Source organism: Mesorhizobium escarrei (assembly GCF_935825525.1).
In the GTDB taxonomy this organism is placed as follows: Bacteria; Pseudomonadota; Alphaproteobacteria; order Rhizobiales; family Rhizobiaceae; genus Mesorhizobium; species Mesorhizobium escarrei.
In genome coordinates, this window is the sequence record NZ_CAKXZT010000149.1 from 38664 (window position 1) to 62300 (window position 23637).

22 protein-coding genes are annotated in these 23637 nt (G+C 62.5%); 10 read left to right on the top strand and 12 right to left on the bottom strand.

What is annotated here, in order from left to right; translation table 11 throughout:
* Positions 1–9: 9 nt before the first annotated feature.
* The 11 genes from trbF to NMG80_RS26080 form a co-directional block, all read right to left on the bottom strand.
* A complete protein-coding gene (gene trbF / locus NMG80_RS26030; RefSeq protein ID WP_254020765.1) occupies positions 10–696 on the bottom strand; it encodes a conjugal transfer protein TrbF in 687 nt (228 codons plus the stop codon).
* Positions 693–2060 carry a P-type conjugative transfer protein TrbL gene (gene trbL, locus NMG80_RS26035; protein ID WP_254020766.1) on the bottom strand — a complete coding sequence of 456 codons (1368 nt, stop codon included), beginning with the start codon at positions 2058–2060 and terminating at the stop codon, positions 693–695. The genes trbF and trbL overlap by 4 nt, the downstream gene beginning before the upstream one ends.
* A complete protein-coding gene (gene trbK-alt, locus NMG80_RS26040; protein ID WP_254020767.1) occupies positions 2057–2425 on the bottom strand; it encodes a putative entry exclusion protein TrbK-alt in 369 nt (122 codons plus the stop codon). The genes trbL and trbK-alt overlap by 4 nt, the downstream gene beginning before the upstream one ends.
* Before the next feature lie 12 nt (positions 2426–2437).
* Positions 2438–3184 carry a P-type conjugative transfer protein TrbJ gene (trbJ, locus tag NMG80_RS26045; RefSeq protein ID WP_436798682.1) on the bottom strand — a complete coding sequence of 249 codons (747 nt, stop codon included), beginning with the start codon at positions 3182–3184 and terminating at the stop codon, positions 2438–2440.
* Positions 3181–5679 carry a conjugal transfer protein TrbE gene (gene trbE / locus NMG80_RS26050; RefSeq protein ID WP_254020768.1) on the bottom strand — a complete coding sequence of 833 codons (2499 nt, stop codon included), beginning with the start codon at positions 5677–5679 and terminating at the stop codon, positions 3181–3183. The genes trbJ and trbE overlap by 4 nt, the downstream gene beginning before the upstream one ends.
* Before the next feature lie 13 nt (positions 5680–5692).
* Positions 5693–5956 carry a VirB3 family type IV secretion system protein gene (locus NMG80_RS26055; RefSeq protein WP_236370675.1) on the bottom strand — a complete coding sequence of 88 codons (264 nt, stop codon included), beginning with the start codon at positions 5954–5956 and terminating at the stop codon, positions 5693–5695.
* A complete protein-coding gene (locus tag NMG80_RS26060; protein WP_236370677.1) occupies positions 5956–6225 on the bottom strand; it encodes a TrbC/VirB2 family type IV secretion system protein in 270 nt (89 codons plus the stop codon). The genes NMG80_RS26055 and NMG80_RS26060 overlap by 1 nt, the downstream gene beginning before the upstream one ends.
* Positions 6226–6274: 49 nt before the next feature.
* Positions 6275–7315 (bottom strand): P-type conjugative transfer ATPase TrbB, encoded by a 1041-nt coding sequence (gene trbB / locus NMG80_RS26065; protein WP_254020769.1) that lies wholly within the window; start codon positions 7313–7315, stop codon positions 6275–6277.
* A 163-nt stretch (positions 7316–7478) separates the two neighbouring features.
* On the bottom strand, positions 7479–7880 hold the full coding sequence (locus NMG80_RS26070; RefSeq protein ID WP_254020858.1) for a CopG family transcriptional regulator: 402 nt from the start codon (positions 7878–7880) through the stop codon (positions 7479–7481).
* Between the two features lie 54 nt (positions 7881–7934).
* Positions 7935–9932 (bottom strand): conjugal transfer protein TraG, encoded by a 1998-nt coding sequence (locus NMG80_RS26075; protein WP_254020770.1) that lies wholly within the window; start codon positions 9930–9932, stop codon positions 7935–7937.
* A gap of 274 nt (positions 9933–10206) precedes the next feature.
* Positions 10207–11640, bottom strand: a complete 1434-nt coding sequence (locus NMG80_RS26080) for a tyrosine-type recombinase/integrase (RefSeq protein ID WP_254020771.1) — start codon at positions 11638–11640, stop codon at positions 10207–10209.
* A gap of 676 nt (positions 11641–12316) precedes the next feature.
* Here NMG80_RS26080 and NMG80_RS26085 point away from each other — a divergent pair.
* Entirely contained in the window at positions 12317–13513 is a 1197-nt protein-coding gene (locus NMG80_RS26085; RefSeq protein ID WP_254020772.1) for a DUF932 domain-containing protein, read from the top strand.
* 62 nt (positions 13514–13575) lie between these two features.
* On the opposite strand, the gene NMG80_RS26090 is transcribed toward NMG80_RS26085, so the two are convergent.
* Positions 13576–13929, bottom strand: a complete 354-nt coding sequence (locus NMG80_RS26090; RefSeq protein WP_254020773.1) for a hypothetical protein — start codon at positions 13927–13929, stop codon at positions 13576–13578.
* Positions 13930–14019: 90 nt separating this feature from the next.
* Between NMG80_RS26090 and NMG80_RS26095 the strand changes: the two genes are divergently transcribed.
* From NMG80_RS26095 to NMG80_RS26135, 9 genes are all read left to right on the top strand, one after another.
* A complete protein-coding gene (locus tag NMG80_RS26095) occupies positions 14020–14319 on the top strand; it encodes a hypothetical protein (protein WP_436798683.1) in 300 nt (99 codons plus the stop codon).
* Positions 14319–15371: a DUF7146 domain-containing protein gene (locus tag NMG80_RS26100; protein WP_254020774.1), complete on the top strand. Its 1053-nt coding sequence runs from the start codon at positions 14319–14321 to the stop codon at positions 15369–15371. The genes NMG80_RS26095 and NMG80_RS26100 overlap by 1 nt, the downstream gene beginning before the upstream one ends.
* Positions 15372–15699: 328 nt before the next feature.
* Positions 15700–16578 carry a peptidyl-prolyl cis-trans isomerase gene (locus NMG80_RS26105; RefSeq protein WP_254020775.1) on the top strand — a complete coding sequence of 293 codons (879 nt, stop codon included), beginning with the start codon at positions 15700–15702 and terminating at the stop codon, positions 16576–16578.
* A complete protein-coding gene (locus NMG80_RS26110; protein WP_254020776.1) occupies positions 16575–17588 on the top strand; it encodes a HupE/UreJ family protein in 1014 nt (337 codons plus the stop codon). Before NMG80_RS26105 ends, NMG80_RS26110 begins: the two co-directional genes overlap by 4 nt.
* 2 nt (positions 17589–17590) lie before the next feature.
* Positions 17591–18349 (top strand): hypothetical protein, encoded by a 759-nt coding sequence (locus NMG80_RS26115; protein ID WP_254020777.1) that lies wholly within the window; start codon positions 17591–17593, stop codon positions 18347–18349.
* A complete protein-coding gene (locus NMG80_RS26120) occupies positions 18342–20276 on the top strand; it encodes a DUF3604 domain-containing protein (RefSeq protein WP_254020778.1) in 1935 nt (644 codons plus the stop codon). The genes NMG80_RS26115 and NMG80_RS26120 overlap by 8 nt, the downstream gene beginning before the upstream one ends.
* A gap of 48 nt (positions 20277–20324) precedes the next feature.
* The gene (locus NMG80_RS26125; RefSeq protein WP_254020779.1) at positions 20325–20696 is read left to right on the top strand and encodes a hypothetical protein; all 372 of its coding nucleotides are present in this window, start codon (positions 20325–20327) and stop codon (positions 20694–20696) included.
* The gene (locus NMG80_RS26130) at positions 20671–21540 is read left to right on the top strand and encodes a DUF7146 domain-containing protein (protein ID WP_254020780.1); all 870 of its coding nucleotides are present in this window, start codon (positions 20671–20673) and stop codon (positions 21538–21540) included. The genes NMG80_RS26125 and NMG80_RS26130 overlap by 26 nt, the downstream gene beginning before the upstream one ends.
* A 314-nt stretch (positions 21541–21854) precedes the next feature.
* On the top strand, positions 21855–22781 hold the full coding sequence (locus NMG80_RS26135; RefSeq protein WP_254020781.1) for a DUF2493 domain-containing protein: 927 nt from the start codon (positions 21855–21857) through the stop codon (positions 22779–22781).
* Positions 22782–23637: the final 856 nt, after the last annotated feature.

Consider the following 23637-nt stretch of genomic DNA (forward strand, 5'->3'; position numbering starts at 1 on the left):
GCGCACACATCATGAAAGTTCCTTCGACCAGTTGATGGCGTTGACATAGATACCGAGCGGATTGGTCTTCAGCCGTTCGGCGTCGCGGGGTTGTTGAATCGCGATGGTGAGGATGGCGGTCCAGCGCTCTGTGCTTGCCAGACTGCCATTTTCGTAGCGGCGCTCGACCCAGGCGACGCGGAAGGAGTCCAGCGATGCCCGGATGACGCTGGAAACTTCGATTGCGATCTGGAGTTTGCCCACTTTGGCAAAAGGGTCGTTCAATCGGGCGTAATCATTGAGAGAAATGGCACCGCGGTCTGTGGTGTAATCATAGGCGCGCAGCCAGTTCTGACGAACGATGACTGGGTCGACCGGAATGCTCCTGACCTGTTCTATGAACCGGGCGAGATGCCATGCGATCTGCGGGTCGTTCGGCCGATAGTCGGCAACGGCCGGGGCGATCGCTTGCGCCTCGCCGAGCTTGTCGACTTGTACGACCCAGGGAACCACGGAGCCGCGCGACGACTGCCAAACCAGCGCGGATGCGAAGCTGCCGGCCAGCACGAGTGAACCAAATGCCATCAGCCGCCAGTTTTTCGCCTGCACGCGGGCCGAGCCGATGCGCTCGTCCCAGACCTGCGCTGCGCGCTGATACGGTGTCTCCGGTTCTGGCGTACGCGCATAGCGCACCGACGGTCGTCTGAAGAGGTTCATCTGCGGTCATCCTGATCGAGAGGGACGTTCATGGAGCCACCACCGTGATCGCCGGAGCGCACGGAATGGGCGGCGACGCTGGCGCCGTGGCTCATTGCGCTGCTGCGCTTCATGCGCGCCGCCCAGGCCGGCGGTGCCGAGGAAGCCGAAGAAGCGGCGATGGAAGCGTCGTCGGCCGCAGCGGCGACGGGTGACTGGCCGCCAGTGTCAGTCCATGCTCTGGCCTGGCCGGTCCGGTAGCTGGTGCGGATGGTTTCAGCGGCGCGTGACGCGGCGCGCTTCATCGGCTGAGCGGCGGCGCCTGCGCCGGCACTCGCAACACCGGCTAAGCCCGCGGCGACGGTTCCGGCACCGGATTGGCCGGAGGTGGAGGCAGCAAGGCCATAGGCGGCCGAGGTGCTGCCCGCTAGGTGCGCTCCGCCGCGCGCGGCCGACGCTGTCATGCGCCCGCCGGTTTCGATAGTACGTGCGGCGCCGCTCAGCCCGGCACGCGCGCCCATATAGCCGGCCGCACCAAGTCCGACAGCGGCGAGACCCGTTCCCACTGCCGCACCCGCTCCGAGCTGCGGCGCGCCGGACACGAGGCCGGTGGCGATACCGGGGCCGAAGATCGACAGGCCCATCAGTGCCAGCGCGCCGAGCACGAGCGACAGCGCGTCCGTGATGGTCGGCTGCTCGCCGAAACCGGCGGTGAATTCGCCGAACAGGCCCGAGCCGATGCCGACGATGACGGCAAGCACGAGGATTTTCACGCCCGACGCGACGATGTTGCCGAGCACCTTTTCGGCGAGGAAGGCGGTTTTGTTGAACAGTGCGAAGGGGATGAGCACGAAGCCGGCCAGCGTCGTCAGCTTGAATTCTATGAGCGTCACGAAGATTTGGACGGCGAGAATGAAGAAGGCGATCAATACGATCGCCCAAGCGATCATGAGCACCATGATCTGTACGAAGTTCTCGAAGAACGAGACGTAGCCCATCAGTTCGCCGGCGGCCTCGAGAATGGGATTGCCGGCGTCTATGCCGACTTGGGCGACACGTCCTGGCTGCAGCAGTGCGGAGCCAGAAAGTGCCGATCCTCCGGCCTTCAGGCCGAGCCCCGAAAAGCTCTCGAAGACGATGCCGGCCAGACGATTGAAGTTGCCGATGATGAAGGCGAAGAAGCCGATATAGATCGTCTTCTTCACCAGCCGATGCAGCACGTCTTCGTCGGCGCCCCAGGCCCAGAACAGGCCAGCCAGCGTGACGTCAATGACGATCAAGGTGGAGGTGAGGAATGCGACTTCCCCACCAAGCAGGCCGAAGCCGCTATCGATATAGCGGGTGAAAGTCTCCAGGAAACGGTCGATGACGCCTGTGTCGTTCATGGAGCCACCGTACTCGGGCGAAGTTGGTCTTCCGCGGCGGGCCACGTAGACGGCCGCACCGGCAGGAGCCGGCTCTGGTCTTCTTCGGTCGATGGAGGCACGTATGGTGCTGCGGGCCGGGAGGGGCGCAGGAAACGCCGGCGGTTTTCTGCCCAAGCCTTTGCGCAGGCCTCATCGGCAATTGCGGCCATGCCGATGTTCCGGCATCGGGCAAGTTCGATTTTGGCCGGCTCGCCGCCCGGATGTGCGGAGCGCGGGGAGGACGCGTCCTGCAAGCCGTCGCCGCGCAACGCCATGAAGGCGGCGGTCATGGCGGCGCCAAGGGCAAGAACGACCGTCATCCGGGCGGCGATCTTAAGATTCATGCGACTCTCGCCTCAGTCGTGGAACATCTTTACGGCTGACGGGCTGTAGCTGCTGCCCGTCATGAAGCGGCTGAACTGCTCTCGTGCCTGCTCCTGCGCTGCGGCCTTGCTTGCCTGATCAAGGGCTTCAGCCCTTCCTTGCGCGGCCAGCATCGCGGTGAGGTCGGCAAACTGCTTCGCCTGCACGGCGAGAAGCTGGTTGCCGGCTTGCGTCGCCTGCAGGACGCCGACAGCTGACTGGCTGGCGCCGACCAGCGAACTGGTCTGCTCCTGGGTCCCCTCGATGTTATCGACGGCGACGGCGCCGGCCTTCAGCGAATGCTCAAAAGCCGACACGGAGGTCTGCCAGCGTTGACGCGCGCCATCGACAAGCTGCTGGCTGGAAAGGTCCGATCCGAGCTGCTGGTAGATCGAATTAAACTGGCTCTCGATATCCTGGACGCTGTAGGCGAGCTTGTTTGCTTCGCCGAGCAGGCTTTTCATCTGCGAGAAGTTGCCTTCGATCTGGCCAAGCAGCGAGGTCGGCAATGAAGTGAGGTTCTTCGCCTGATTGATCAGCATCTGTGCTTCGTTGTGAAGCGAGGTGATCTGATTGTTGATCTGCTCCAGGGCTCGTGATGCCGAAAGCAGGTTTTCGGCATAGTTCCTGGGATCGAATACGATCAGCGCCGATGCCGAACTTGATGATAACGCAACGGCGACGGCGATCGCACCAGCCGCCATGCGACGGATAAGGCAACGTGCAGGAATGGATCTCATGAGGGAACCTCCTTTGCGGATTGGTCGATGACGTTAGTGAGATCGGGAATGAGGCCGGCCGCCCAGGAAAGACCGCGGTTCGTAAGCCAGGCCTTGAGGAAGTGCCGCCTGTCGCCCTCGGCGATGATTGCGTCGATTGCCGCCTGGTCAGACTTCGAAGATGCAGCACAGAGCGCCAGCGCGACCGGACCAAGGCCTAGTTCGAACAGCCGGTTGCCACGCCGCGACTGGCAGTAGTAATCGCGCTTCGGCGTCGCCCTGGCCACGATCTCGATCTGGCGGTCGTTCAGGCCGAAGCGGCGATAGATCGTGGTAATCTGCGGTTCTATGGCGCGCTCGTTGGGAAGGAAGAGGCGCGTGGGGCAGCTCTCGACGATGGCCGGCGCGATCGTGCTGCCGGCGATGTCCGACAGCGACTGTGTGGCGAAGATGACGGAAGCGTTTTTCTTCCTGAGCGTCTTCAGCCACTCACGCAGCTGTTCGGCAAACCCGCCATCGTCCAGCGCAAGCCAGCCCTCATCGATGATGAGCAGTGTCGGGCGGCCGTCCATACGCTGCTCGATGCGGTGGAAGAGATAGGCGAGCACGGCCGGCGCGGCTCCGGTGCCGATCAGCCCTTCGGTCTCGAATGCCTGGACCGATGCTTGACCGAGGCGCTCGTGCTCGGCGTCGAGCAGCCGGCCGTAGGGACCGCCTATGCAATAGGTCCGCAACGCCTGCTTCAGCGCCGACGATTGCAAGAGGACGGAAAGACCGGTCAGCGTCCGCTCCTCGACCGGGGCGGAGGCGAGCGAGGTCAGCGCCGACCAGAGATATTCCCTTACCTCCGGCGTGATTGGGATGCCCTCGCGCAAAAGAATGTCAACGAGCCAATCGGCCGCCCATGCGCGCTCGGATGTCTGATGAACGTTGGCAAGCGGCTGCAACGCAACGGCATTGATGTCGTCTGACAGATTTGTCAGAGCGAGCGGATGGTCACGCCCCTGCCCGCTTGAAGCGTTGCTGCCAAGATTGTGCCAGTCGCCATCCATAGCCAGCATGGCCGCACGGATCGAGCCACCGAAGTCGAAGGCAAAAATCTGATTGTTCTCGTAGCGCCGGAATTGCAGTGCCATCATTGCCAACAGGACCGACTTGCCGGCCCCTGTTGGGCCGACAACGAGGGTGTGACCGACATCGCCAACATGCAGGCTGAACCGGAATGGCGTGGCGCCTTCGGTTCTCGCGAAGAACAGCGGCGGCGCGCCAAAATGCTCGTCCTCGACCGGACCTGCCCAGACGGCAGAGAGCGGGATCATGTGAGCGAGGTTTAGGGTCGACAGCGGCGGCTGGCGCACATTCGCGTAGGCGTGACCAGGGATGCTGCCAAGCCATGCCTCGATGGCATTGACGCGTTCGGCAATGGACGTGAAGTCCCTGCCCTGGATGATCTTTTCCACCAGCCGCAGCTTTTCGTTGGCGATCGACGGATCGGCATCCCAAACCGTCACGGTAGCTGTGACATAGGTTTCGCCGATCTGGTCGGAGCCCAGGTCCTGCAGCGCTGCGTCGGCATCGGCCGCCTTGTTCGCGGCGTCGGTGTCGAGAAGGACGGACGCCTCGTTGGTCATCACCTCCTTGAGGATCGCTGCGATTGACTTGCGTTTGGCAAACCACTGGCGGCGGATCTTCGTCACCAACTTAGTCGCGTCAGTCTTGTCGAGCATGATTGCCCGCGTCGACCAGCGGTAAGGGAAAGCGAGCCGATTGAGATCATCGAGGATCCCCGGAAAAGTGGTCGTCGGGAATCCGGTGATGGTGAGGATGCGCAGATGGACATCGCCGAGCCGCGGCTCAAGCCCGCCGGCGAACGGCTGATCAAGAAGCAGCGCGTCCAAGTGCATCGGCGTTTCTGGGATTCGAACCCGATGGCGCTTGGTGGAAATGCAGGAATGCAGATAGGTGAGCGTCTCGGCGTCATCGAGCCAGGCGGCTTCGGGGACAAACCCTTCGAGCAGGTTCAGCATGCGGTCGGTGCGGTCGACAAAACTCTTCAGGAGTTCCCACGGATCGACGCCGCTTTTGTCCCGGCCTTCGTAAAGCCAGCTCTCCATCCGGGATGCTTCCTCAGCGGGCGGCAACCAGACGAAGGTGAGGAAATAGCTGCTCTCGAACAGCACACCGGAGGCTTCAAACTGCTCGCGCCGCTCAAGGTCGAAGAGTGCAGATGCGCTATCGGGAAAACTGCTGTTGGGATAGTCGGTGGCTGGGTTGCGTTGTGCCTCGACAAAAATAGCCCAGCCGGAGCCAAGACGGCGCAGCGCGTTATTCAGCCGCGCCGTGGTGCCGACCAGTTCGGCCGGCGTGGCAGAGTCCAGATCGGGACCGCGAAAGCGCGCCGTTCGTTGAAAACTGCCGTCCTTGTTGAGTATCACACCCGGCGCCACCAGGGCGGCCCAGGGCAGATAGTCGGCGAGCGTGGACGAGCGCTTGCGGTACTCGGCGAGGTTCATCATGGCGAAAAATCTCTCAGCAGCCGAGATGGGCGGGATAGCGCAGGTGCCGGCGAACGACATCGACGAACTGCGCGTCGCGCCTGGCGGCCCAGACGGCCGCAAAATGGCCAATCGCCCAGATGACCAGTCCGGCAATCCAGAGCCTCAGGCCCAGGCCGACCGCGCCAGCCAGGGTGCCATTGGCTATGGCGACTGCGCGGGGCGCGCCGCCGAGCAGGATCGGTTCGGTGAGCGCGCGATGCACCGGCGCGAAGAAACCGCGGATGTCCTCATCCATCAGATCAGCGCTCCGCCGCCGAAGGAGAAGAACGAGAGAAAGAAAGAACTCGCCGCGAAGGCAATCGACAGCCCGAACACGATCTGGATCAGCCGGCGAAATCCGCCCGACGTGTCGCCGAAGGCGAGCGACAGGCCGGTGACGATGATGATGATCACCGCCACGATCTTGGCAACCGGGCCCTCGATCGATTCGAGGATCTGTTGAAGCGGCTCCTCCCACGGCATGGAGGACCCGGCTGCATATGCGGGCGCGATCATCATGGTCATGACCGCAGCAGTCGACGCAGCCAGCGGCAGCACCGCACTAAACCTCGGGCTATAGGATGAAGTGAAGCGGATCGGATTCATTGTGGGGCTCCATGCGGGCTGGGGATTCTTGGGTGGGTTCGGTCTCGAGCCTGGCATCGTGCGTTCGATAATCGCGGGTGGCAGGATCGATACCGTCGACGAGTGCGATCTCGACAAGGCGTCGGGCCGAGCCGCGGCCTGCGAGGACGACGATGAGGTCGATGGTTTCGGCGATCAGCGCGCGCGGAACCGTGACGACAGCCTCCTGCACGAGCTGCTCAAGTCGACGCAGTGCGCCGACGGCGGAGCTGGCATGGATCGTGCCAATGCCGCCGGGATGGCCGGTGCCCCAGGCTTTCAGCAGATCGAGGGCTTCTGCGCCACGCACCTCGCCGATCGGAATACGGTCAGGACGAAGCCTCAGCGATGACTTCACCAGATCGGACAGCGAGGCGACCCTATCCTTGGTGCGCAGCGCGACCAGATTGGGTGCCGCGCACTGCAGTTCTCGTGTGTCTTCGATCAACACGACGCGATCGGACGTTTTGGCGACCTCCGCCAGCAGTGCGTTGACAAGCGTTGTCTTGCCAGTCGACGTGCCGCCGGCGATCAGCAGGTTTTTGCGCTGATCAACGGCGAGCCGCAGAACACCGGCATGGCTCTCCGTGATGATGCCGGCGGCAACGTAGTCTTGCAGCGTGAACACTGCGACGGCGGGCTTGCGGATGGCAAAGGTGGGTGCCGTGACAACGGGCGGCAGCAGGCCCTCGAAACGCTCCCCGGTCTCCGGCAATTCAGCCGACACTCGCGGGCTGGCGGGATGCACCTCGGCGCCGACATGGTGCGCGACCAGTCGGACGATCCGCTCGCCATCGGCGGGGATCAGAACTTCGTTGGTGGCGACAAGTCCTTCCTTCAGCCGGTCGACCCAGAGCCGCCCGTCCGGGTTAAGCATCACCTCGACGATTGCCGGGTCTTCGAGGAAACCGGCGATGGCCGGGCCGAGTGCGGTGCGCAGCATGCGCGCCCCGCGCGATACTGCTTCTTTGCCGGCATGAGTGTATGCCATGATGGTCCCCATTTCTTGCGGCGAACTGGTTCGTGCCGCGATCGGGGATGATTAGAAGAGGCAGGAATGGTGACCTTGCAACAAGCAAATCGAGCAATCGCACTGCGGCCTGAAGAGACTTGCGAAAGGCGGCGCTGCGGTCTCGCCGGCTCGCCTCCACTATCTATCTAGCTGTCAAATCATCCGCGTCGGCGCGCGATGCCGGCGGGACGTCCTCGGCGATCTCCTGCCTGAGTTTTGGCCCTTTGCTCAGTCTACGGCCAAGTGCGTCGACGAACCGGTCATAGCGCTGCAGTCCCTTCGCGCGGACTTCGGCCTGCGCAGATTCCGGCAATGCCGGGGTCGAGCTGAGCCAAAAACGGATAAACAGCGCCAAAGTCTCGATGGCGATGCCGACGTCACGCTCGACGCGCTGCACGCGACGGTCGATCTGGTCCAGGCGCCTAGCAACTGCCGCCTTTTTCCGCTCCTCCGCATCCGGTGACAGAAACGAGGCGATCGCCGCCTCGGCGATCAGGGACAGCGAAACGTCGCGCCGCGCCGCGTAGTCGGCGAGCGCTTTCATGACGTGAGGGTCGAGATAGGCCGACAGCCGTTTCTTCTTAGCGTTCTTCACAGTTCAAAGCTCGATGCCGTCATTGGGATCGAGGCTGGCCTGCCGCGCGGCGCGCCGCATCGCCTGGTCGACTGAGCGTCGACGGACGGCGTCATCATCGGGTTCGTCCCGATCAAGGTCGAACTCGCCGTCACGCTGTGCGGTTCGCTCGGGCGCGATATCCTCGTGCTCCGGAATTTCGGGCTGACGGCGGATGCCGCTATTTGCCGGATCTTCGTCCTGCGGTTCTGTCGGGGGTTTCAATTGCTGAGGATCATCCCTTGGTACCGCAGGAGTTGTTACGTCTGTCCAGTCGTCGGGGCGCGAGGTTCCTTCTGTTATCGCGGGCTTCGGTGGCGGCACAACACGTTCGGCAAATCGGGGATCCGCAAAATAGCGCGCCTTCTTTGCCCGGATCGGAAACAAACCTGACACCATGACGATGGCGTCAGTCGATGGCATCTGCATGACCTCGCCAGGCGTCATTAAGGCGCGTGCCGTTTCCTGCCGCGACACCATGAGATGTCCCAGCCAAGGCGAAAGCCGGTGCCCGGCATAGTTCTTCATCGCGCGCAACTCGGTCGCCGTGCCGAGCGAGTCGGAGACGCGCTTGGCGGTCCGCTCGTCGTTGGTGGCGAAGCTCACCCGCACATGACAATTGTCTAGAATGGAGTTGCTTGGACCATATGCCTTTTCGATCTGATTGAGCGATTGAGCAATCAGAAAGCTTCTGATGCCGTAGCCCGCCATGAAGGCGAGAGCTGACTCGAAGAAGTCGAGCCGGCCAAGAGCCGGGAACTCGTCAAGCATCATCAACAGTCGCTGCCGTCGACCCTTCGCATGGAGATCTTCCGTCAGTCTGCGGCCGATCTGGTTGAGCACGAGCCGGATCAGCGGTTTGGTGCGGCTAATGTCAGAGGGCGGCACAACCAGATAGAGCGTCGTCGGCCGTTCGCCCTCGACGAGGTCGGCGATGCGCCAGTCACAGCGTGACGTTACCTTTGCGACGACCGGATCGCGGTAGAGACCCAGAAAGCTCATGGCTGTCGAGAGGACACCAGATCGTTCGTTCTCCGACTTGTTGAGCAGTTCGCGTGCGGCCGACGCCACGACCGGATGCGGACCGCCCTCACCCAGGTGTTTCGTCAGCATCATGGTGCGCAGCGTCGTCTCGATCGGTCGTTGTGGGTCTGAGAGAACATTGGCAACGCCGGCGAGTGTTTTGTCCTTTTCGGCGTAGAGGACATGCAGGATGGCGCCAACCAATAACGCGTGGCTGGTCTTCTCCCAATGATTCCTGCGTTCCAACGAGCCCTCGGGATCGACCAGCACATCGGCGACGTTCTGAACATCGCGCACTTCCCATTCACCCCGCCGCACCTCCAGCAATGGATTGTAGGCCGCCGACGTCGCATTGGTCGGATCGAACAGCAGTACGCGGCCGAAGCGCGACCGCCATCCGGCCGTCAGTTCCCAATTCTCCCCCTTGATATCATGGACGATAGCGCTTCCCGGCCAAGTGAGCAGCGTCGGCACAACGAGACCGACGCCCTTGCCGCTTCGCGTTGGCGCGAAACACAGCACATGTTCTGGACCATCATGACGTAGATAGTCGCGGTCGAATTTCCCGAGCACGACGCCATCGGGACCGATCATGCCTTCGGCTCTGATTTCGTCGCGCGTGGCCCAGCGCGCCGATCCGTAAGTCGCAGCATTCTTTGCTTCCCGCGCCCGCCACACGGACATCCCAATCGCGATGGCGATCGCCATGAAGCTGCCGCTCGCGGAAATCAGCGCGCCCTCGATGAAAACCTCAGGCGCATAGGCATCGTAGAAGAACCACCACCAGAAAAATGCAGGCGGTGGATAGACGGAGTTGCCAAAAAGCTCGAACCAAGGCGAGCCTAACTGCGGCTGGGAGTCCAGCCGCCACGCCGTCCACTGCGTCGCACCCCAGGTGGTGATGAGTACAATCAGAAGGACAGTGAGGACTTGGCCCCACAGTATTTTGGTGGCCTGCATTCCTCTCCTCCCTGGCTGAACGATAGCAGGGAATAGAGAATAGCTAGTTCCCTGATACACAAGGACAAAGAATATGTCAGAGTAAAACTACCTAACTTGACGTGGAGAGACTTGCAAAGTGCGGTTGCTTCGCGACGACACAGCTGCGTACATTTCGCGACATTCATGGCCTCTCACCGTGCAAACCGCCCGCATCGCGATCAAATTCCGCTAAACTGACCCGGAGCCATTCGACCCAGCGAGCCGATTAACTGCTCTTGCCAGAGTCGCCGGTTCAAAAATCGCATAGATTGCCGGGGGGCAGCTCAGCGTAGCGGGCGTATTTGGCATGCTGTGTGGCAGGATTTGAACCTGCGACCCCATCGTCCCGAACGATGGGGATTGGCAGCAAAGCTGCGGATTCCCAAGCCCTCCCGTCACGTTCGCTTGCCATTGTTCTCATTTCTTTCCGGCAATTCTGTGGGGAAACTGTGGGGTGATGGTGCGGCATTGGCGCTTTGTTTTGGCCCATCCTGAAGACGGTTGTCGGCCCCTTGGCGGCAACCTGCTTCTTCGCAATCTTGTCGGCCGCGTCTGCCTGAAAATCGGGATGATGGTGACCATAAGTGTCAATCAACACATCCACGGTCATGCCGAGAAAGCCCGCTGCCTGCCAGACGTCCGCACCAGCCTGCATCAGCCAAGTCGCGGCGGTGTGGCGGAAGGTATGCGGAGTGACATCGGGGCCGAGGCCTGCGGTTTTGCGCGCCGTCCTGAAGCCCTTCTTGATCGATTGGACCGGCTTTCCGTTCCACTCGACGACAAAACTCTGCGATATCTTGCGGCCGATATTCGCGCTCTTGCCCCGCCCCTTGGTCTTGATGTCGAGATCGGTGCAGGCCCAGCGACGTAAATGTGCGAGCAGCCGGTCCGGCAGGCGCACAGGTGGCTGGCGCTTTTTGGTCCTTTTGGCGCAATCAGCACGGCGATAAAATAGACCTCGCTCGAGATCCACATAACCACGCCTTTCGGTGGGACGGATGGCGGCACCGCAGACTGCGGCCGAGCGCGTCCCCGTGTAGAGCGCGACGAGCATGAAGCGGGCAAGATGGCGTCCGGTGCGCCGGCCACTCTCCTGGCCTTTCCATGTCTGTTTCATGCGCCACGCGGCCCAGATAAGGGCGGCCGCTTCACTGCGCCTCAGCCAGCGTTCGCGCGCCGCCGGCTTCTCAGGCAGGGCAATCGCGGGCGCGGCTGCCGTATAACCTTCCTGCCGGTAATATCTTATGGCCGCGCGAAGATCCTCGAGTTGGCGGCGCGCAGCGGCTTCCGTTGGCCTGGACGCGACGTAATCACGGCAGAGCTTGCGGTTGATGGCGGCGAGCGTCTTTTCGCCGAAGAAATCGAGGATCTTGTCCAGCCGAGCCGCCGTCTCTTCTGGCGCGGCATGCCTCGGCGCAACTTCGGTCAGGTAGACATTGATCACATCGGCGATCAGGACATCATCCGCACCGCGTCCGCGCTCGCGCGCTGGCTGGTACGTGTCGGCGATGTAGGCTGCGAGCGCCTTTTCATTTTCAATTCCTGGGCGGCTTTTTTCGCCGCCGCCAGCGCTGATGAAGGTTGACCTGTCGCGGATGAACCATCCGTCCCTGTTTCGGAGCGTTCCGTCATTTTTTCGGCTTTCGTCCCGCCAGACGAGGCGTGGCCCTTTCGACGTCCGCGGCATAGCTCCCTCATTCTCGCGATCGCCGCCAAGGTGACGTACTCCTTTCCGGCGATTAACTCCGTTTCAAGTCGACCGGCATCACGTTCCTTGCGCAAACCAGCTGCGCCTATCGAGCCGTCGGGAAACGCAATTTGCGCAGCAGTCTCGATGCGCAGAGGTGTGGCATTGTCGAATTGCTCTGGGATTTTCAATGCGGAGCCCTCAGGCAATCGCCATTTGGGCGCAACGTTTCCATCTTTGTCTCGCCGTTCTGGACGCCCGCTGCATCAGATATGCCCAAACCTGGGGCTACGAAAAGCGGCATTGGGAGATCCTGCAGCAAAGATGTCCCATTGACCTGCTAGTCGGAAAGTTCGCCGTTCCTGTTGCAAACATCGCTTCTGGGTTCGACTCGTCGGTGCGCTTTGAGATCTTCCCAAAGGCAGAGGTGCGTCGCTGCGCTTAGTGGGGACTCTGCCGCCACGTCCCGGATTGTCGCGTGAACCTTCAGCCACGTGGACATTTGGCAATTTCGTCAAAACTGCCTTTTTGCCCGCGCCTGGACCAAGGCCTGGTTGACCCTTCAGCGGACGCTCCACCCCGCAATGCCCCATAAAAGTGAGAGGGCTGCGGCTTTCGCCGTGACGGGTTGAAGGTCGAGAGAGAGGCTCTCGGCGGTCCGTCATGGAGATTAGCCATGCGCAATGTTGAAGTTCTGGACGCCACTCGCGATGCAAACGGCGGCTACAAGGTGGATGTCGGTCGGGGCCAGCGGATCGGGCGCGTGTCGTCAGAATGGTTTTTCCGGCCCGATGACGAGCGCTTCCTGTCCTTGTCGGAGTTGTTCGATTCCGTGAACAGCCGCAGCGAACGCAGTCGGACACGAACCGTCGAGAGCGCGGCGGTCCGCGTCGAAGCCAGCCGCGATAATGCCGTACGCCTGTCCCTCATATTGCCAGGTGCGGCCGAACCGGTCTCGCCAACCCATTGGAGCTTTGGACAACTCACGGGCTTGGTCGGCGCGCCGGCTTCCTACCTTCGTCAGCTCCCCGCTGCACTTGCGGGTATCAACCTGCAATATGGCTTAGCCTCGCACCGGACCGAGCAGATCAAAACGCTTGAGACCGATGACGGCCGCGTCGAACTCCGCGCCGTCACAGGCCCGGACTATGGCCGCATCTTTGACCACGAGCTGGTCGCTGCAGTTCAGCGCATCGCCGGTGACGGCACCGGCGACACACGCTGGAAGGTGCCGGGAGTGCTGGACTGGTCATCCGGCATCTACAACCCCCGCGCCGGCGTGACGAAGGACACGACCACCCTCTACGCCAGCGACCGAGATGTATTCCTCTTCCTGGTTGATGATCTTAATCCCATCGAGGCGGGGCGACTGCCCGATGGCTCGCCTGACCTCTTCTTCCGCGGCTTCTACTGCTGGAACTCGGAGGTGGGCGCCAAGACGCTCGGCATAGCATCCTTCTATCTTCGCGCCGTATGTCAAAACCGCAACCTCTGGGGCGTGGAGGATTTCGAGGAGATCACGATCCGGCACTCAAAATATGCTGCCTCACGCTTCGCTTACGAGGCCGCGCCGGCGCTCGCGCGGTTCGCGGATTCCAGCCCAGCACCCTTCGTCAACGGCATCAAGGCGGCTCGCGCCCGGATCGTTGCCCGCTCGGATGAAGACCGTACCGACTTCCTCCGCAAGCGGGGCTTTAGCAAAGCCGAGACCACGAAGATCATCGAGACGGTGCTCGCCGAGGACGGCCGCAAGCCCGAGAGCGTCTTCGACTTCGTCCAAGGCATCACTGCGGTGGCGCGCGATAAGACGCACCAGGACGTGCGGCTCGGCCTGGAGGCCCGGGCGAAGAAACTGCTCGACCTGATCGCCTGAGCCGGATTCGCAGATTTCCCGGCTCGACGTCCTGTCGGGCGTTCGGTTCTGCGGCTCGTCTCTCAGAGTGAGAGATGGGCCGCAGCTTCGTGATGGTGTGGAGGCCGAGAGAGAGGCTTTCGGCCGCCCGTCGCGGAGCACATTCCAATGGCTACAGCTGCCAAGAAAATGATCTTGTCGTCGTGGTGCGACAGTTCCTTCAACCAGCTCGTCATCTCCAGGCGAACGCCTGCTGGCTTGGGCCGCTTGCCGGAGCCGCTGTACCCGTTCGTCCGCACGATCGGGGCAGTCCCGGAAAACGACCGAGCCGAGCGGCTCGCAATCGCGAGTTCGCAGAAACGGCGGAACTCGGCGGCGAAACGGTTATGGCGGACGCCGAGCCGCAGCTCGAAGATGAGCCCGAGATCGACACCCATGCGATCGCCATCGAATAGCCGAAGGGTCAATGCGTCCACCCGAGGGCCCGCCGGCAATGGCAGGCCCCTTCTTCGTCTGGGGAGGTCGCTATGAAAACCGCAACGGATCTTGCGCAACGTCTCGGTCGCAGGGCCGAAGCCGTCTGCCGCTACTATCTCTCAGCTGGGCACCGCGAGGGCGGCTATTGGCTGGTCGGTGATGCCCGAAACACGCCTGGCCGCTCGATGTTTGTCCGGCTGACGGGGCCGGAATCCGGCAAAGGCGCGGCCGGCAAATGGACCGAATATGTTGCGCCGAGGGTCATGTTGCGCAAACGCGATTGGGTGCTGCCCTACAGGCGATCGACGGCGTCTACGCAACATAATGTCTGCGCGCGGGAGGTCTCGTGATGCCCCGCGACGCTTCCGAACTGGCTCGCCGCCTGGCTCGCCACGCCGAGGCGGTATGCCGGCACTACCTGTCCAATGGTCGACGCCGAGGCCGCTACTGGACGGTGGGCGATGTGCGCAACACGCCCGGCCGGTCGATGTTCGTCCGGCTCAGCGGGCCGGACTCCGGTCCCCGTGCAGCCGGGCATTGGACTGATGCCGCCTCAGCCGAATATGGCGATCTCCTCGACGTCATCCGCGAGAGCTGCGGGCTCGTCGATTTCCGCGATGTCGCCGATGAGGCGCGGCGCTTTCTGAGCCTGCCGCAGCCCGAACTCCGCCGGGCCCCGACATCTGTTCGCACACCTGTTCCCGCCGGATCGCCCGAAGCGGCGCAGCGCCTCTTCGCCATGTCGCGATCGATCAGCGGCACGCTGGTCGCCACCTATTTGCGCAACCGCGGCATCAGGAACTTGCGCGGCACGGGTAGTCTTCGATTCCATCCGCGCTGCTACTATCGACTTGAGGGCGACGGCCCGACCGAGACCTGGCCGGCGATGGTCGCCGCTGTCACCGATCTCGAAGGGACGATCACTGGAGCGCATCGTACCTGGCTTGCCCGCGACGGTTCCGGCAAGGCGCCGGTCGACACGCCGCGCCGCGCCATGGGTGGTCTCCTCGGCCATGCCGTCCGCTTCGGTGCGCCGCGCGAGGTCATGGCGGTCGGCGAAGGCATCGAGACGATGCTGTCGCTGCGCTGTGTGCTGCCTGCCATGCCGATGGCGGCCGCGCTCTCGGCCAACCACCTTGCCGCCCTTCTGCTCCCGCCGGCGCTGCGTCGGCTCTACATCGCCCGCGACGCCGACGCCGCAGGCGACACGGCGCTCGCGGCATTGACCGAACGCGCCGAAGCAGCAGGCATTGAGGCGCTTGCCCTGTCTCCACGGATGGGCGACTTCAACGAGGACCTGCGTGCATTCGGCCTCCGCGCGCTCCGGGCGGCATTGCGCATCCAACTCGCGCCCCAGGATGTCGTTCGCGTCATGCGTCAGGGAACGGCCAGGACAGTGTGACAGATGGCGGTTTTGGACCGTCTGGTCGATCCGGCGAGGCCCATGCCGGACAAAGCCGCGCCGACCTTCTAGTGGTAGAAATCACTTTTGGTACCCGCGACGGAACACCGGATTCGACCCGAGAAGCGGAAGCTCGCTTGCGTCGGGTCAATTCACGGCCGTGACCCTTCCGTCGGATAATTTGAAGGGAAGCAATGACCCCGAAGCCGACGCTTAGGAAGCGAACCTCGAACGGCGACTTTTTTAACCCAAGCGGACATTTAGCCGAGGCGGGCCGCTAAGCACTCTGCCCGTTTACGTGCAGAGGTTTGGGGCATACGGTTGTTGGATGAAGCTGCTTCGAGAGCCGTTAGTTCATTTTGTAATTGCGGGCGTGGTGTTGTTTTCCGCCTATGCCTGGCTGAATGGGAGCAGGCCCGCATCGGACGGCGTAGAGCCGGTACGGATAAGCGCTGGCCAGATTCAATGGCTGAGGCAAACCTATTCCAGCCAATGGCTGAGGCCGCCGGATGCCAATGAGCTTCAGGGGCTGGTAAACGATCTCGTCAACGAAGAACTGCTTGCCCGCGAGGCGCAGACGATGGGCCTCGGTGAAGACGATACGATCGTCCGCCGCCGGCTGGCCCAGAAGCTGAAATTCCTCGTCGAGGATACGTCGCGGCTGGCCGAGCCGACAGACGCAGAGCTGCGCCAGTATTTCGAGGCCAATGCGGCGCGTTTCGAGGACAGCCCTCGGGTGTCGTTCACCCAAATCTATTTCAATCCGGAAACCCGCAAGGATGCGGCTGAGGATGCCGGGCTGGTCCTTGCCGGGCTGAGCGCCAACGCCGGCGACGATGGGGCGGAACTCGGAGACCGGTTCCTGCTAGAAGCAGAGATGAGGCAGGTTGACAGACAGGCCATCGCCAACGCCTTCGGAGATGAGTTCGCCGATGCGCTGCTGACGTCGCAGCTCGGCAAATGGGTTGGGCCGCTAAAGTCGGGATACGGCACGCATCTCGTTTTCGTGAGCGCAAGGGACCCTGTCCGAAAGCCGGCGTTCGAGGCGGTGCGTGACGAGGTGATCGCAGAGTGGCGGCGCGAGAGCGAACAGAAGGTGAGCGCCGACTACCTTGCCCGACTGCGCGGGAAATACGGTGTGGAGTTGGACGATAGCGTGAAGGCGCAGCTCGAGCCGTTGCCGGCGGCAGATGTGTTGATGCGATGACGCCGCACCGGTTCCTCCTGCGTCTTCTGGTTGCCTTCTGCGCAGCCGCTGCATCGCTTGTCGGTGCCGCGGCCCATGAAGTCCGGCCGGCCTATCTCGATGTCCGCGAAGAAACGCCGGGCGTGTTCAGCGTGTTGCTGAAGACGCCCATGCAGGGCGACGCGCGGCTGGCCTTGTCCGCGGCATTTTCGGGCAATGTGGTGAAGCTCACGCCGGTCGTCTCGCGGCCGACCGGCGACGCGATGCTGCAGACTTGGGAAGTACGCGCCGTCGAACCGTTGGAGGGCCAGGCGATATCGATCGACGGCCTCCAAAACACGATGACCGATGCGCTGGTGCGCATCGAATTCCTCGATGGTTACGTCTGGCTGGAGAAGCTCACGCCGGGAGCGCCCGGCGCGACGATCCCGGCCTCGCAAAGCAGCTGGACCGTGGCGAAAACCTATGTCTCAAGCGGCATCGAGCATATCCTTCTCGGCTTCGACCATCTGCTGTTCGTCGCCTCTCTGATGCTGATCGTGCGGGATTGGCGCATGCTGGTGAAAACCGTCACCGCCTTCACGGTGGCGCATTCGATAACGCTCACGTTCGCAACGCTCGGCTGGGCGACGCTGCCCTCTGCACCGGTCGAGGTGATGATCGCGTTCAGCATCGTGCTTGTCGGCACGGAAATCGTCCGGATGGAGCGCGGCCAGACCAGCCTGACCATCAGCTGGCCCTGGGTCGTGGCTTTCGTGTTCGGGCTTCTGCATGGGTTCGGTTTCGCCGGCGCACTTGTCGATCTCGGCCTGCCGCGCGGCGACATCCCGCTTGCGCTGTTCTCCTTCAACGTCGGTGTCGAACTCGGCCAACTCATGTTCATAACGGCGATTCTTACAATCGTCGCCGTGGCCAAGCGGTTCTTCACGATCCCACGGCAGGCCGTCATCGCATCTGCATATGGGATCGGCACAATGGCGGCATTCTGGGGCGTCGAACGCATCGACGCGATGCTGCGAGTGGGCGGATAGCGATGAAAGCACTGACGAATCCGAGAAGGGCAGGTGTTCTGGGCGTGGCCGTGGCAGCGGGGTTGATGGCCACTGCGCCTGCACATGAAGCGTTTGCGTGTGGCTATCACGATCCTCAGTCGGTTAGCCGCGGCTTCCTGAATTGGACCTATCCGGATTCGCTCCACGTGATCGGCGCGATATCGAGGGAGGTCGCGGCTCGCCGGCTGCCCCTACCGCACTTCGATCAGGTCGGAGTGGATTTGTTCGGACGCAGATATCGCGCGACGAAGATTGCCCTGGATCGGTTCGGCGAAATGCTCCGCACCGCGTCTCCCACTCAATCGCAACCGATCTCCCTGGTCCTGGTCGAGCCGATGCTCTGGACTCGCTTCGAGCGGAGTGCCGATAGCCTGCACGCGAAGGTCCATGTTTCCGGCGCCGAGCCTGGCGATCTGGTGCTTGTCTCAGGCGAAGCGGTCTTAGGCGAGATCGCCGCGCGACGGCTAAGCTTCGGCGATGCCGTTGAGCGGGGCACGGTGCGACTCTACGGGACCGAGCCGCAGATTGCTGAATTCGTCCTCACGTTCGGGCAGGTCGGCGGGTCCGACGGCCATGCCGATATTCAGCAACCGCCGGACGCTTCGCTGTTCACTGCATCGGCTGGGCAGACCGGTCTGGCGGCGCAGCAGTCATTTCCGGCAGACACCACGCCCGCCGAACTCGGGTGCACTCCTGACCATCAAAAGACTTCGTTCCATAGGGAGAGAGACCATGATTAGGAAATTGCTCGAAACGACGTGCCTTGGCTTGCTAGCCGCCTCTATCGGTACGGCGGCGCTTGCGCAGGATGCCGGCACCTACAGTGTCGAGGAAGCAGAGAAGGCCTTCAAGGCCAGGCCATACTCGCCCTACGCCGAACGCAATTTTCCGAGGCGTCCGCTGTTTGGCGACACGCATTTGCACACGACGCTCTCCTTCGACGCCGGGGCAGCCGGGGCTCGGCTAGGCCCACGAGAGGCTTATCGTTTCGCCAAAGGGGAGGAAGTCATTTCCTCGACCGGGCAGCCGGCGAGGCTGTCGCGTCCACTCGACTTCCTGGTCGTAGCGGATCATTCCGACAATATGGGATTCTTCGGCGATTTCCTGGCCGGAAAACCTGAAATTCTGCAGAATGCACAAGCCCGCGAGTGGTACGACATGATGCAGTCAGGTAAGGCCGCCGAGGCCGCGTGGGACATTGTCGTGACCTTTTCGCAGGGAAAGTTCCCGCCGGATATCATTTACCAGCCAGGCAACCCGGCCTACCGATCGACATGGCAGGGCATCATCGCGGCGGCCGAGGAGGCCAACGATCCGGGACAGTTCACCGCTTTCATAGGCTACGAGTGGACGTCTCTCGAAAAGGGCAACAACCTGCATCGCAACGTCATCTTCCGCGACGGTGGCGAAAAGGCCGGTCTCATTGAGCCCTACACGACGCAGCCGCCACTCGGCAGCAACAACCCGCGCGATCTCTGGAAGTGGCTGCACAACTATGAAGACAGGACGGGCGGCAGTGCTCTTGCCATCGCCCATAACGGCAACCTCAGCAACGGGACGATGTTTCCGCTGGTCGAGTCGTTCACCGGCAAGGAAATAGAACGGGAATATGCCGAGCAGCGCGCCCGCTGGGAAGTGCTCTACGAAACTACCCAGATGAAGGGCGACGGTGAGAGCCATCCGACGCTCTCACCCAACGACGAGTTCGCCAATTTCGAGAAGTGGGAGAAGGGCAACCTCGACCTCAGCGAGGCGAAGAAGCCGGAGATGCTGGAGTTCGAGTACACGCGCTCGGCGCTCAAGAACGGGCTGAAACTGGAAGCCGAGCTTGGCGTCAATCCCTACAAGTTTGGCTTGGTCGGAAGCACCGACGCCCATACAGGCCTTGCCACCGCCGACGACGATAATTTCTTTGGCAAGATCTCGACGTCCGAACCGAGCCCCGAGCGTGCCATGCATCCTTTCATGACGAACCCCAAGCTCGGGCTCAAGATCATGGGTTGGGAGACGACCGCCTCCGGCTATGCAGCGGTGTGGGCCCAGGAGAACACCCGCGCCTCGATCTTCGATGCCATGAAGCGGCGCGAAACCTACGCCACCACAGGGCCGCGCATGCTGGTCCGCTTCTTCGGCGGTTTCGATTTCGTCGCCGCGGACGCCGATAGCCGCAGCCCAGCAATCGCGGGCTACACCAAGGGCGTGCCGATGGGCGGAGATCTGACCAACGCACCTGCCGGCAAGGCACCGACATTCCTGGTCGCGGCTCTGAAGGATCCAATCGGCGCGAACCTTGACCGCTACCAGATCGTCAAGGGCTGGCTCGACGCAGCAGGCGAGGTGCACGAGATGGTCTACGACGTAGCATGGTCGGGTGATCGCACGCCTGGCGCTGATGGAAAAGTGCCGTCGGTCGGAGATACGGTCGACGTTGCGAACGCGACCTGGACCAATACGATTGGCGGTCCGGAACTGATCGCGGTCTGGACCGACCCCGAGTTCGACCCGGCGCAAAGGGCTTTCTACTACGGCAGGGTGATCGAGATTCCGACGCCGCGCTGGACCGCCTACGACGCCAAATACTACGGGATCACCATGCCCGAAGGGACGAGGATGACCACCACCGAGCGTGCTTATACCTCGCCGATCTGGTACACGCCGGGATTGTAGAGGCAGCAGTCGGCATCGAGCATCCGGAAAGAAAAAACGGGGATCGCTATGCCGGTCGCATTGTTGCTTGCAGTCGCCGCATTCATCGAGGCAGCCACGGGCGCTGCCTTGGTTGTCGCGCCGAGTACGGTTGGCTTCTTGCTACTCGGTAACGGTCTGTCCGGTACGGGGCTGAGCGTCGGCCGCCTAGCCGGTATCGCGCTGCTCGCTCTGGCCGCGGGTAGCTGGGTTGGCCGGCAGGAGCCAGGCAGGAATGCAGCGCTCGCAGCCATGCTGACCTACAACGTCCTGGCCGCAATCTATCTCGCGTATCTCGGTGTCGAAGGTGCCCAGGTCGGAAAACTGTTGTGGCCGGCGGTTGCTGCCCACGCAGGTCTGGGCCTGCTTCTGGCGCGTGCCTGGCTTTCTTATCAGCCCTGACGCCGCCACCGGCGAGCACGGCGACCTTCTCGACCTCATCCGTGAGAGCTGCGGCCTCGTCGACTTCACGGACATCGTTAACGAGGCGCGGGCCTTCCTCAGAATGCAGCCTTACGAGCCTGAGCCTCAGTCCCGCCAGCGGCTGGCACGAATGCCGACCGGATCGCTCGAAGCAGCCCGCCGCCTCCTCGGCAGGTCGAAGCCGATTTTGGGCACAATCGTCGAAGCGTATTTGCGTGAACGCGGCATTGCGCATTTGCAGGAAACAGAACGCCAGCGGTCCCACCCCCGCTGCTATTATCGGCCTGACAAGCACAGCCCGCCCGAAGCCTGGCCCGCGATGATCGCCGCTGTCACCGATCTCAACGGCCAGATCACTGGAGCGCACAGGACGTGGCTCGACCCCAGTGGCCGCGGTAAGGCCCCGATCGACACCCCGCGACGGGCAATGGGCGCCCTTCTCGGCAATGCGGTGCGGTTGGGCATAGGTGACGACGTCATGGCAGCCGGCGAAGGGATCGAGACCGTCTTGTCGCTCCGTTCGGTCCTTCTTGACATGCCGATGCTGGCGGCACTTTCCGCTGCCCATCTAGCCGCTGTCTTATTCCCGCCGAGGCTCCGCAGATTGTATATCGCCCGCGACAATGATCCGGCCGGGGACTGGGCATGCAACACGCTCACTGCGCGGGCGCGCACTGCCGGCATCGACACGATTATGCTGTCGCCACAGCGAAGCGACTTCAACGACGATCTCCGCAATCTCGGCCTCGAGGCCCTGCGGACGGCAATCCGGATGCAGGTCGCGCCCGACGACGTTGGCCGCTTGATGTCGAACGCGGCATAGGACGCAGGATCGCATTGGCGAAATCGCACCAACGTGGCTCGCGGGCTTGGCTCCCCCTTGGCGCCGGCGAGGAACGCGACCCGGCCTTCGAGAGGGCGATCGGCCGGCAAACGGCTCCGACCGACAATGCCTGCGGCCGGCTATTTTCCGCCGCCCTTTGGGCTTTGCAGCGCGAAACAAAATAGCCGGCCTTTCGTCATCCTTCGCTGCCGCTTCGGCCCGCGCTTCGCTTCGGGTGCAGGTCGTCGCGCCCGCCGGCTTTCGTCGCCAGAAGGCCGCGAAGGTCGCGGTCATATCCGGCGAAGGAGAATACAATGAGCGACCGCGATCCCGACTTCGAGCCCGCCCAGGCGTCATCCCCGATGCACCAGGTTCTTACCGAACTCCAGCTCTATGGCTACCGTCCCTTTGCAGATGAGCCGGATCCTCGGCCTCTGCCGGAAGCCGACGTCGTCGCCGGCGCAATCAGCGACATCTTTACGACGCTGGTAGTGGCGCTCGCCGACACCCGACTCGAGCCCGACCTCAATGATTTGCTGTGGTCAGCAGTCAACATCTTTCACCGTGCCAGCGGCCGCATCGAACGCGAGCTCGATGACAACGAGCAGGCGCAGCGCCGCAGCCAGCGCGAACAGGACGGCAGCGAAGTGAAATCCGTCGAGCTGGAACGCCTGACCGCCGAGGGGCGGACGCTGGTCGAGCGCCGCGATGTCTTCGAACTGATGCGCGATGAGGCTGCCGAGCACTACGAGCACCACACCGGATCAAGCTGGAAACCGCGCAGTGGGTCGATGACCAACCACAAGGCGGTGACATCTGCAATGATCGATAGTCGGGATTTCCTCGCTGCGAAAAAGCGGGCTGAAACGCAGGTTCTGCTACCACCAGGGCCGAAGATCGCCTTCACCGGCGGACTCGACTTCAATGATCATGGCCTGATTTGGGCCAAGCTCGACCAGGTCCACGCCAAGCACCCCGATATGGTGCTCATGCACGGCAAATCGCCGAAGGGCGCCGAAAAGATCGCCTCCCTCTGGGCGGACCATCGCAATGTGCCGCAGATCGGTTTTGCGCCCGACTGGACCAAACACGGCCGTGCCGCCCCCTTTAAACGCAATGACCAGATGCTCGACGTTCTGCCAATCGGCGTGATGCTGTTCCCCGGCAGCGGTATCCAACGCAACCTCGCTGACAAAGCCCGTAAGCTCGGCATCCCAGTCTGGCAGTTCGGCGGCGGGTGACCGCCGCCGCCTATCTCCGGCCGCTTTGCAGACGATGCGGTAGTCGCGCACCGGGATACTGATGCGTTGAATGCGCACATATCTCTCCCTCGGGATCACGAGCGTGGACCAACCGCACAACCCAATTAGGCAATAGCTCGCGATCAGGTTGAACGCCGACTGGGCCGTACCGCAGCGCTCCACAAGAGCCTCTTGCCATCAGGCCATACCCTCCTGCGAGACCGGCAAGAGGCGAATGGCCCGTGGAATCTGTCCGCAGTCCTAAGGCCTCCGCAAGATCATCTCGAGAAGCCTGATAGGCAGCTATAATAGCACTGGCGTCCACATTGCTGAGCGGTCCCTCCTCGCGGTGATGATTGCCGAGCATCAAGTCACCTATGGCGTCGTTAAACACCACTGTGCCGTCGGGAACTGGCAGTCGCCTCTCCCGTTGTGGCGTTCGTCCTCGGCAGGTGAGTTGGCACGCATGAGCAGCTCGGTCCGATCATGTCCTCGCCTTATTGGAGCGTTTGGACCAGGTCGGCGTCACACGTCGGGCATCATGTTCCGAGTGCGACGATGGCGCAGCTTCCGAAAATTCCAAAAGGCTGCGGGACGAGGGCATCGCCGCCCGTTTAAGCTCCGGCCAAAGATCATTGAAGTCGGGATGAATGCGCCACGCTCTCCGTTGATCTGTTTCTGACAGTCGACCGCTCCAAACGGCCTCTCAAGGGGCTGATCTGGCCGAAGGCCGGCTGCGCCTCGACCGCCTATGCCGCAACGGCGCGATTACTACTTTCTTCCCCTGGGCTGCGCCCATTCCTCGCGAAACAACAAAGTCGGTCTCGCGCCATCCTACGCTGGCGCTGCGGCCCGC

Bases quoted from the DNA above. Each gene is read 5' to 3' on its own strand.
- trbJ (WP_436798682.1), bottom strand. From the start codon at position 3,184: ATGAGATCCATTCCTGCACGTTGCCTTATCCGTCGCATGGCGGCTGGT.
- trbF (WP_254020765.1), bottom strand. From the start codon at position 696: ATGAACCTCTTCAGACGACCGTCGGTGCGCTATGCGCGTACGCCAGAA.
- NMG80_RS26105 (WP_254020775.1), top strand. From the start codon at position 15,700: ATGAAGCTGCTTCGAGAGCCGTTAGTTCATTTTGTAATTGCGGGCGTG.
- NMG80_RS26070 (WP_254020858.1), bottom strand. From the start codon at position 7,880: ATGAAAGCGCTCGCCGACTACGCGGCGCGGCGCGACGTTTCGCTGTCC.
- NMG80_RS26115 (WP_254020777.1), top strand. From the start codon at position 17,591: ATGAAAGCACTGACGAATCCGAGAAGGGCAGGTGTTCTGGGCGTGGCC.
- NMG80_RS26110 (WP_254020776.1), top strand. From the start codon at position 16,575: ATGACGCCGCACCGGTTCCTCCTGCGTCTTCTGGTTGCCTTCTGCGCA.
- NMG80_RS26060 (WP_236370677.1), bottom strand. From the start codon at position 6,225: ATGACCATGATGATCGCGCCCGCATATGCAGCCGGGTCCTCCATGCCG.
- NMG80_RS26120 (WP_254020778.1), top strand. From the start codon at position 18,342: ATGATTAGGAAATTGCTCGAAACGACGTGCCTTGGCTTGCTAGCCGCC.
- NMG80_RS26055 (WP_236370675.1), bottom strand. From the start codon at position 5,956: ATGGATGAGGACATCCGCGGTTTCTTCGCGCCGGTGCATCGCGCGCTC.
- NMG80_RS26100 (WP_254020774.1), top strand. From the start codon at position 14,319: ATGCCCCGCGACGCTTCCGAACTGGCTCGCCGCCTGGCTCGCCACGCC.
- trbE (WP_254020768.1), bottom strand. From the start codon at position 5,679: ATGATGAACCTCGCCGAGTACCGCAAGCGCTCGTCCACGCTCGCCGAC.
- NMG80_RS26135 (WP_254020781.1), top strand. From the start codon at position 21,855: ATGAGCGACCGCGATCCCGACTTCGAGCCCGCCCAGGCGTCATCCCCG.
- NMG80_RS26085 (WP_254020772.1), top strand. From the start codon at position 12,317: ATGCGCAATGTTGAAGTTCTGGACGCCACTCGCGATGCAAACGGCGGC.
- NMG80_RS26080 (WP_254020771.1), bottom strand. From the start codon at position 11,640: ATGCCGCGGACGTCGAAAGGGCCACGCCTCGTCTGGCGGGACGAAAGC.
- trbB (WP_254020769.1), bottom strand. From the start codon at position 7,315: ATGGCATACACTCATGCCGGCAAAGAAGCAGTATCGCGCGGGGCGCGC.
- NMG80_RS26125 (WP_254020779.1), top strand. From the start codon at position 20,325: ATGCCGGTCGCATTGTTGCTTGCAGTCGCCGCATTCATCGAGGCAGCC.
- trbL (WP_254020766.1), bottom strand. From the start codon at position 2,060: ATGAACGACACAGGCGTCATCGACCGTTTCCTGGAGACTTTCACCCGC.
- NMG80_RS26075 (WP_254020770.1), bottom strand. From the start codon at position 9,932: ATGCAGGCCACCAAAATACTGTGGGGCCAAGTCCTCACTGTCCTTCTG.
- trbK-alt (WP_254020767.1), bottom strand. From the start codon at position 2,425: ATGAATCTTAAGATCGCCGCCCGGATGACGGTCGTTCTTGCCCTTGGC.
- NMG80_RS26090 (WP_254020773.1), bottom strand. From the start codon at position 13,929: ATGGGTGTCGATCTCGGGCTCATCTTCGAGCTGCGGCTCGGCGTCCGC.
- NMG80_RS26095 (WP_436798683.1), top strand. From the start codon at position 14,020: ATGAAAACCGCAACGGATCTTGCGCAACGTCTCGGTCGCAGGGCCGAA.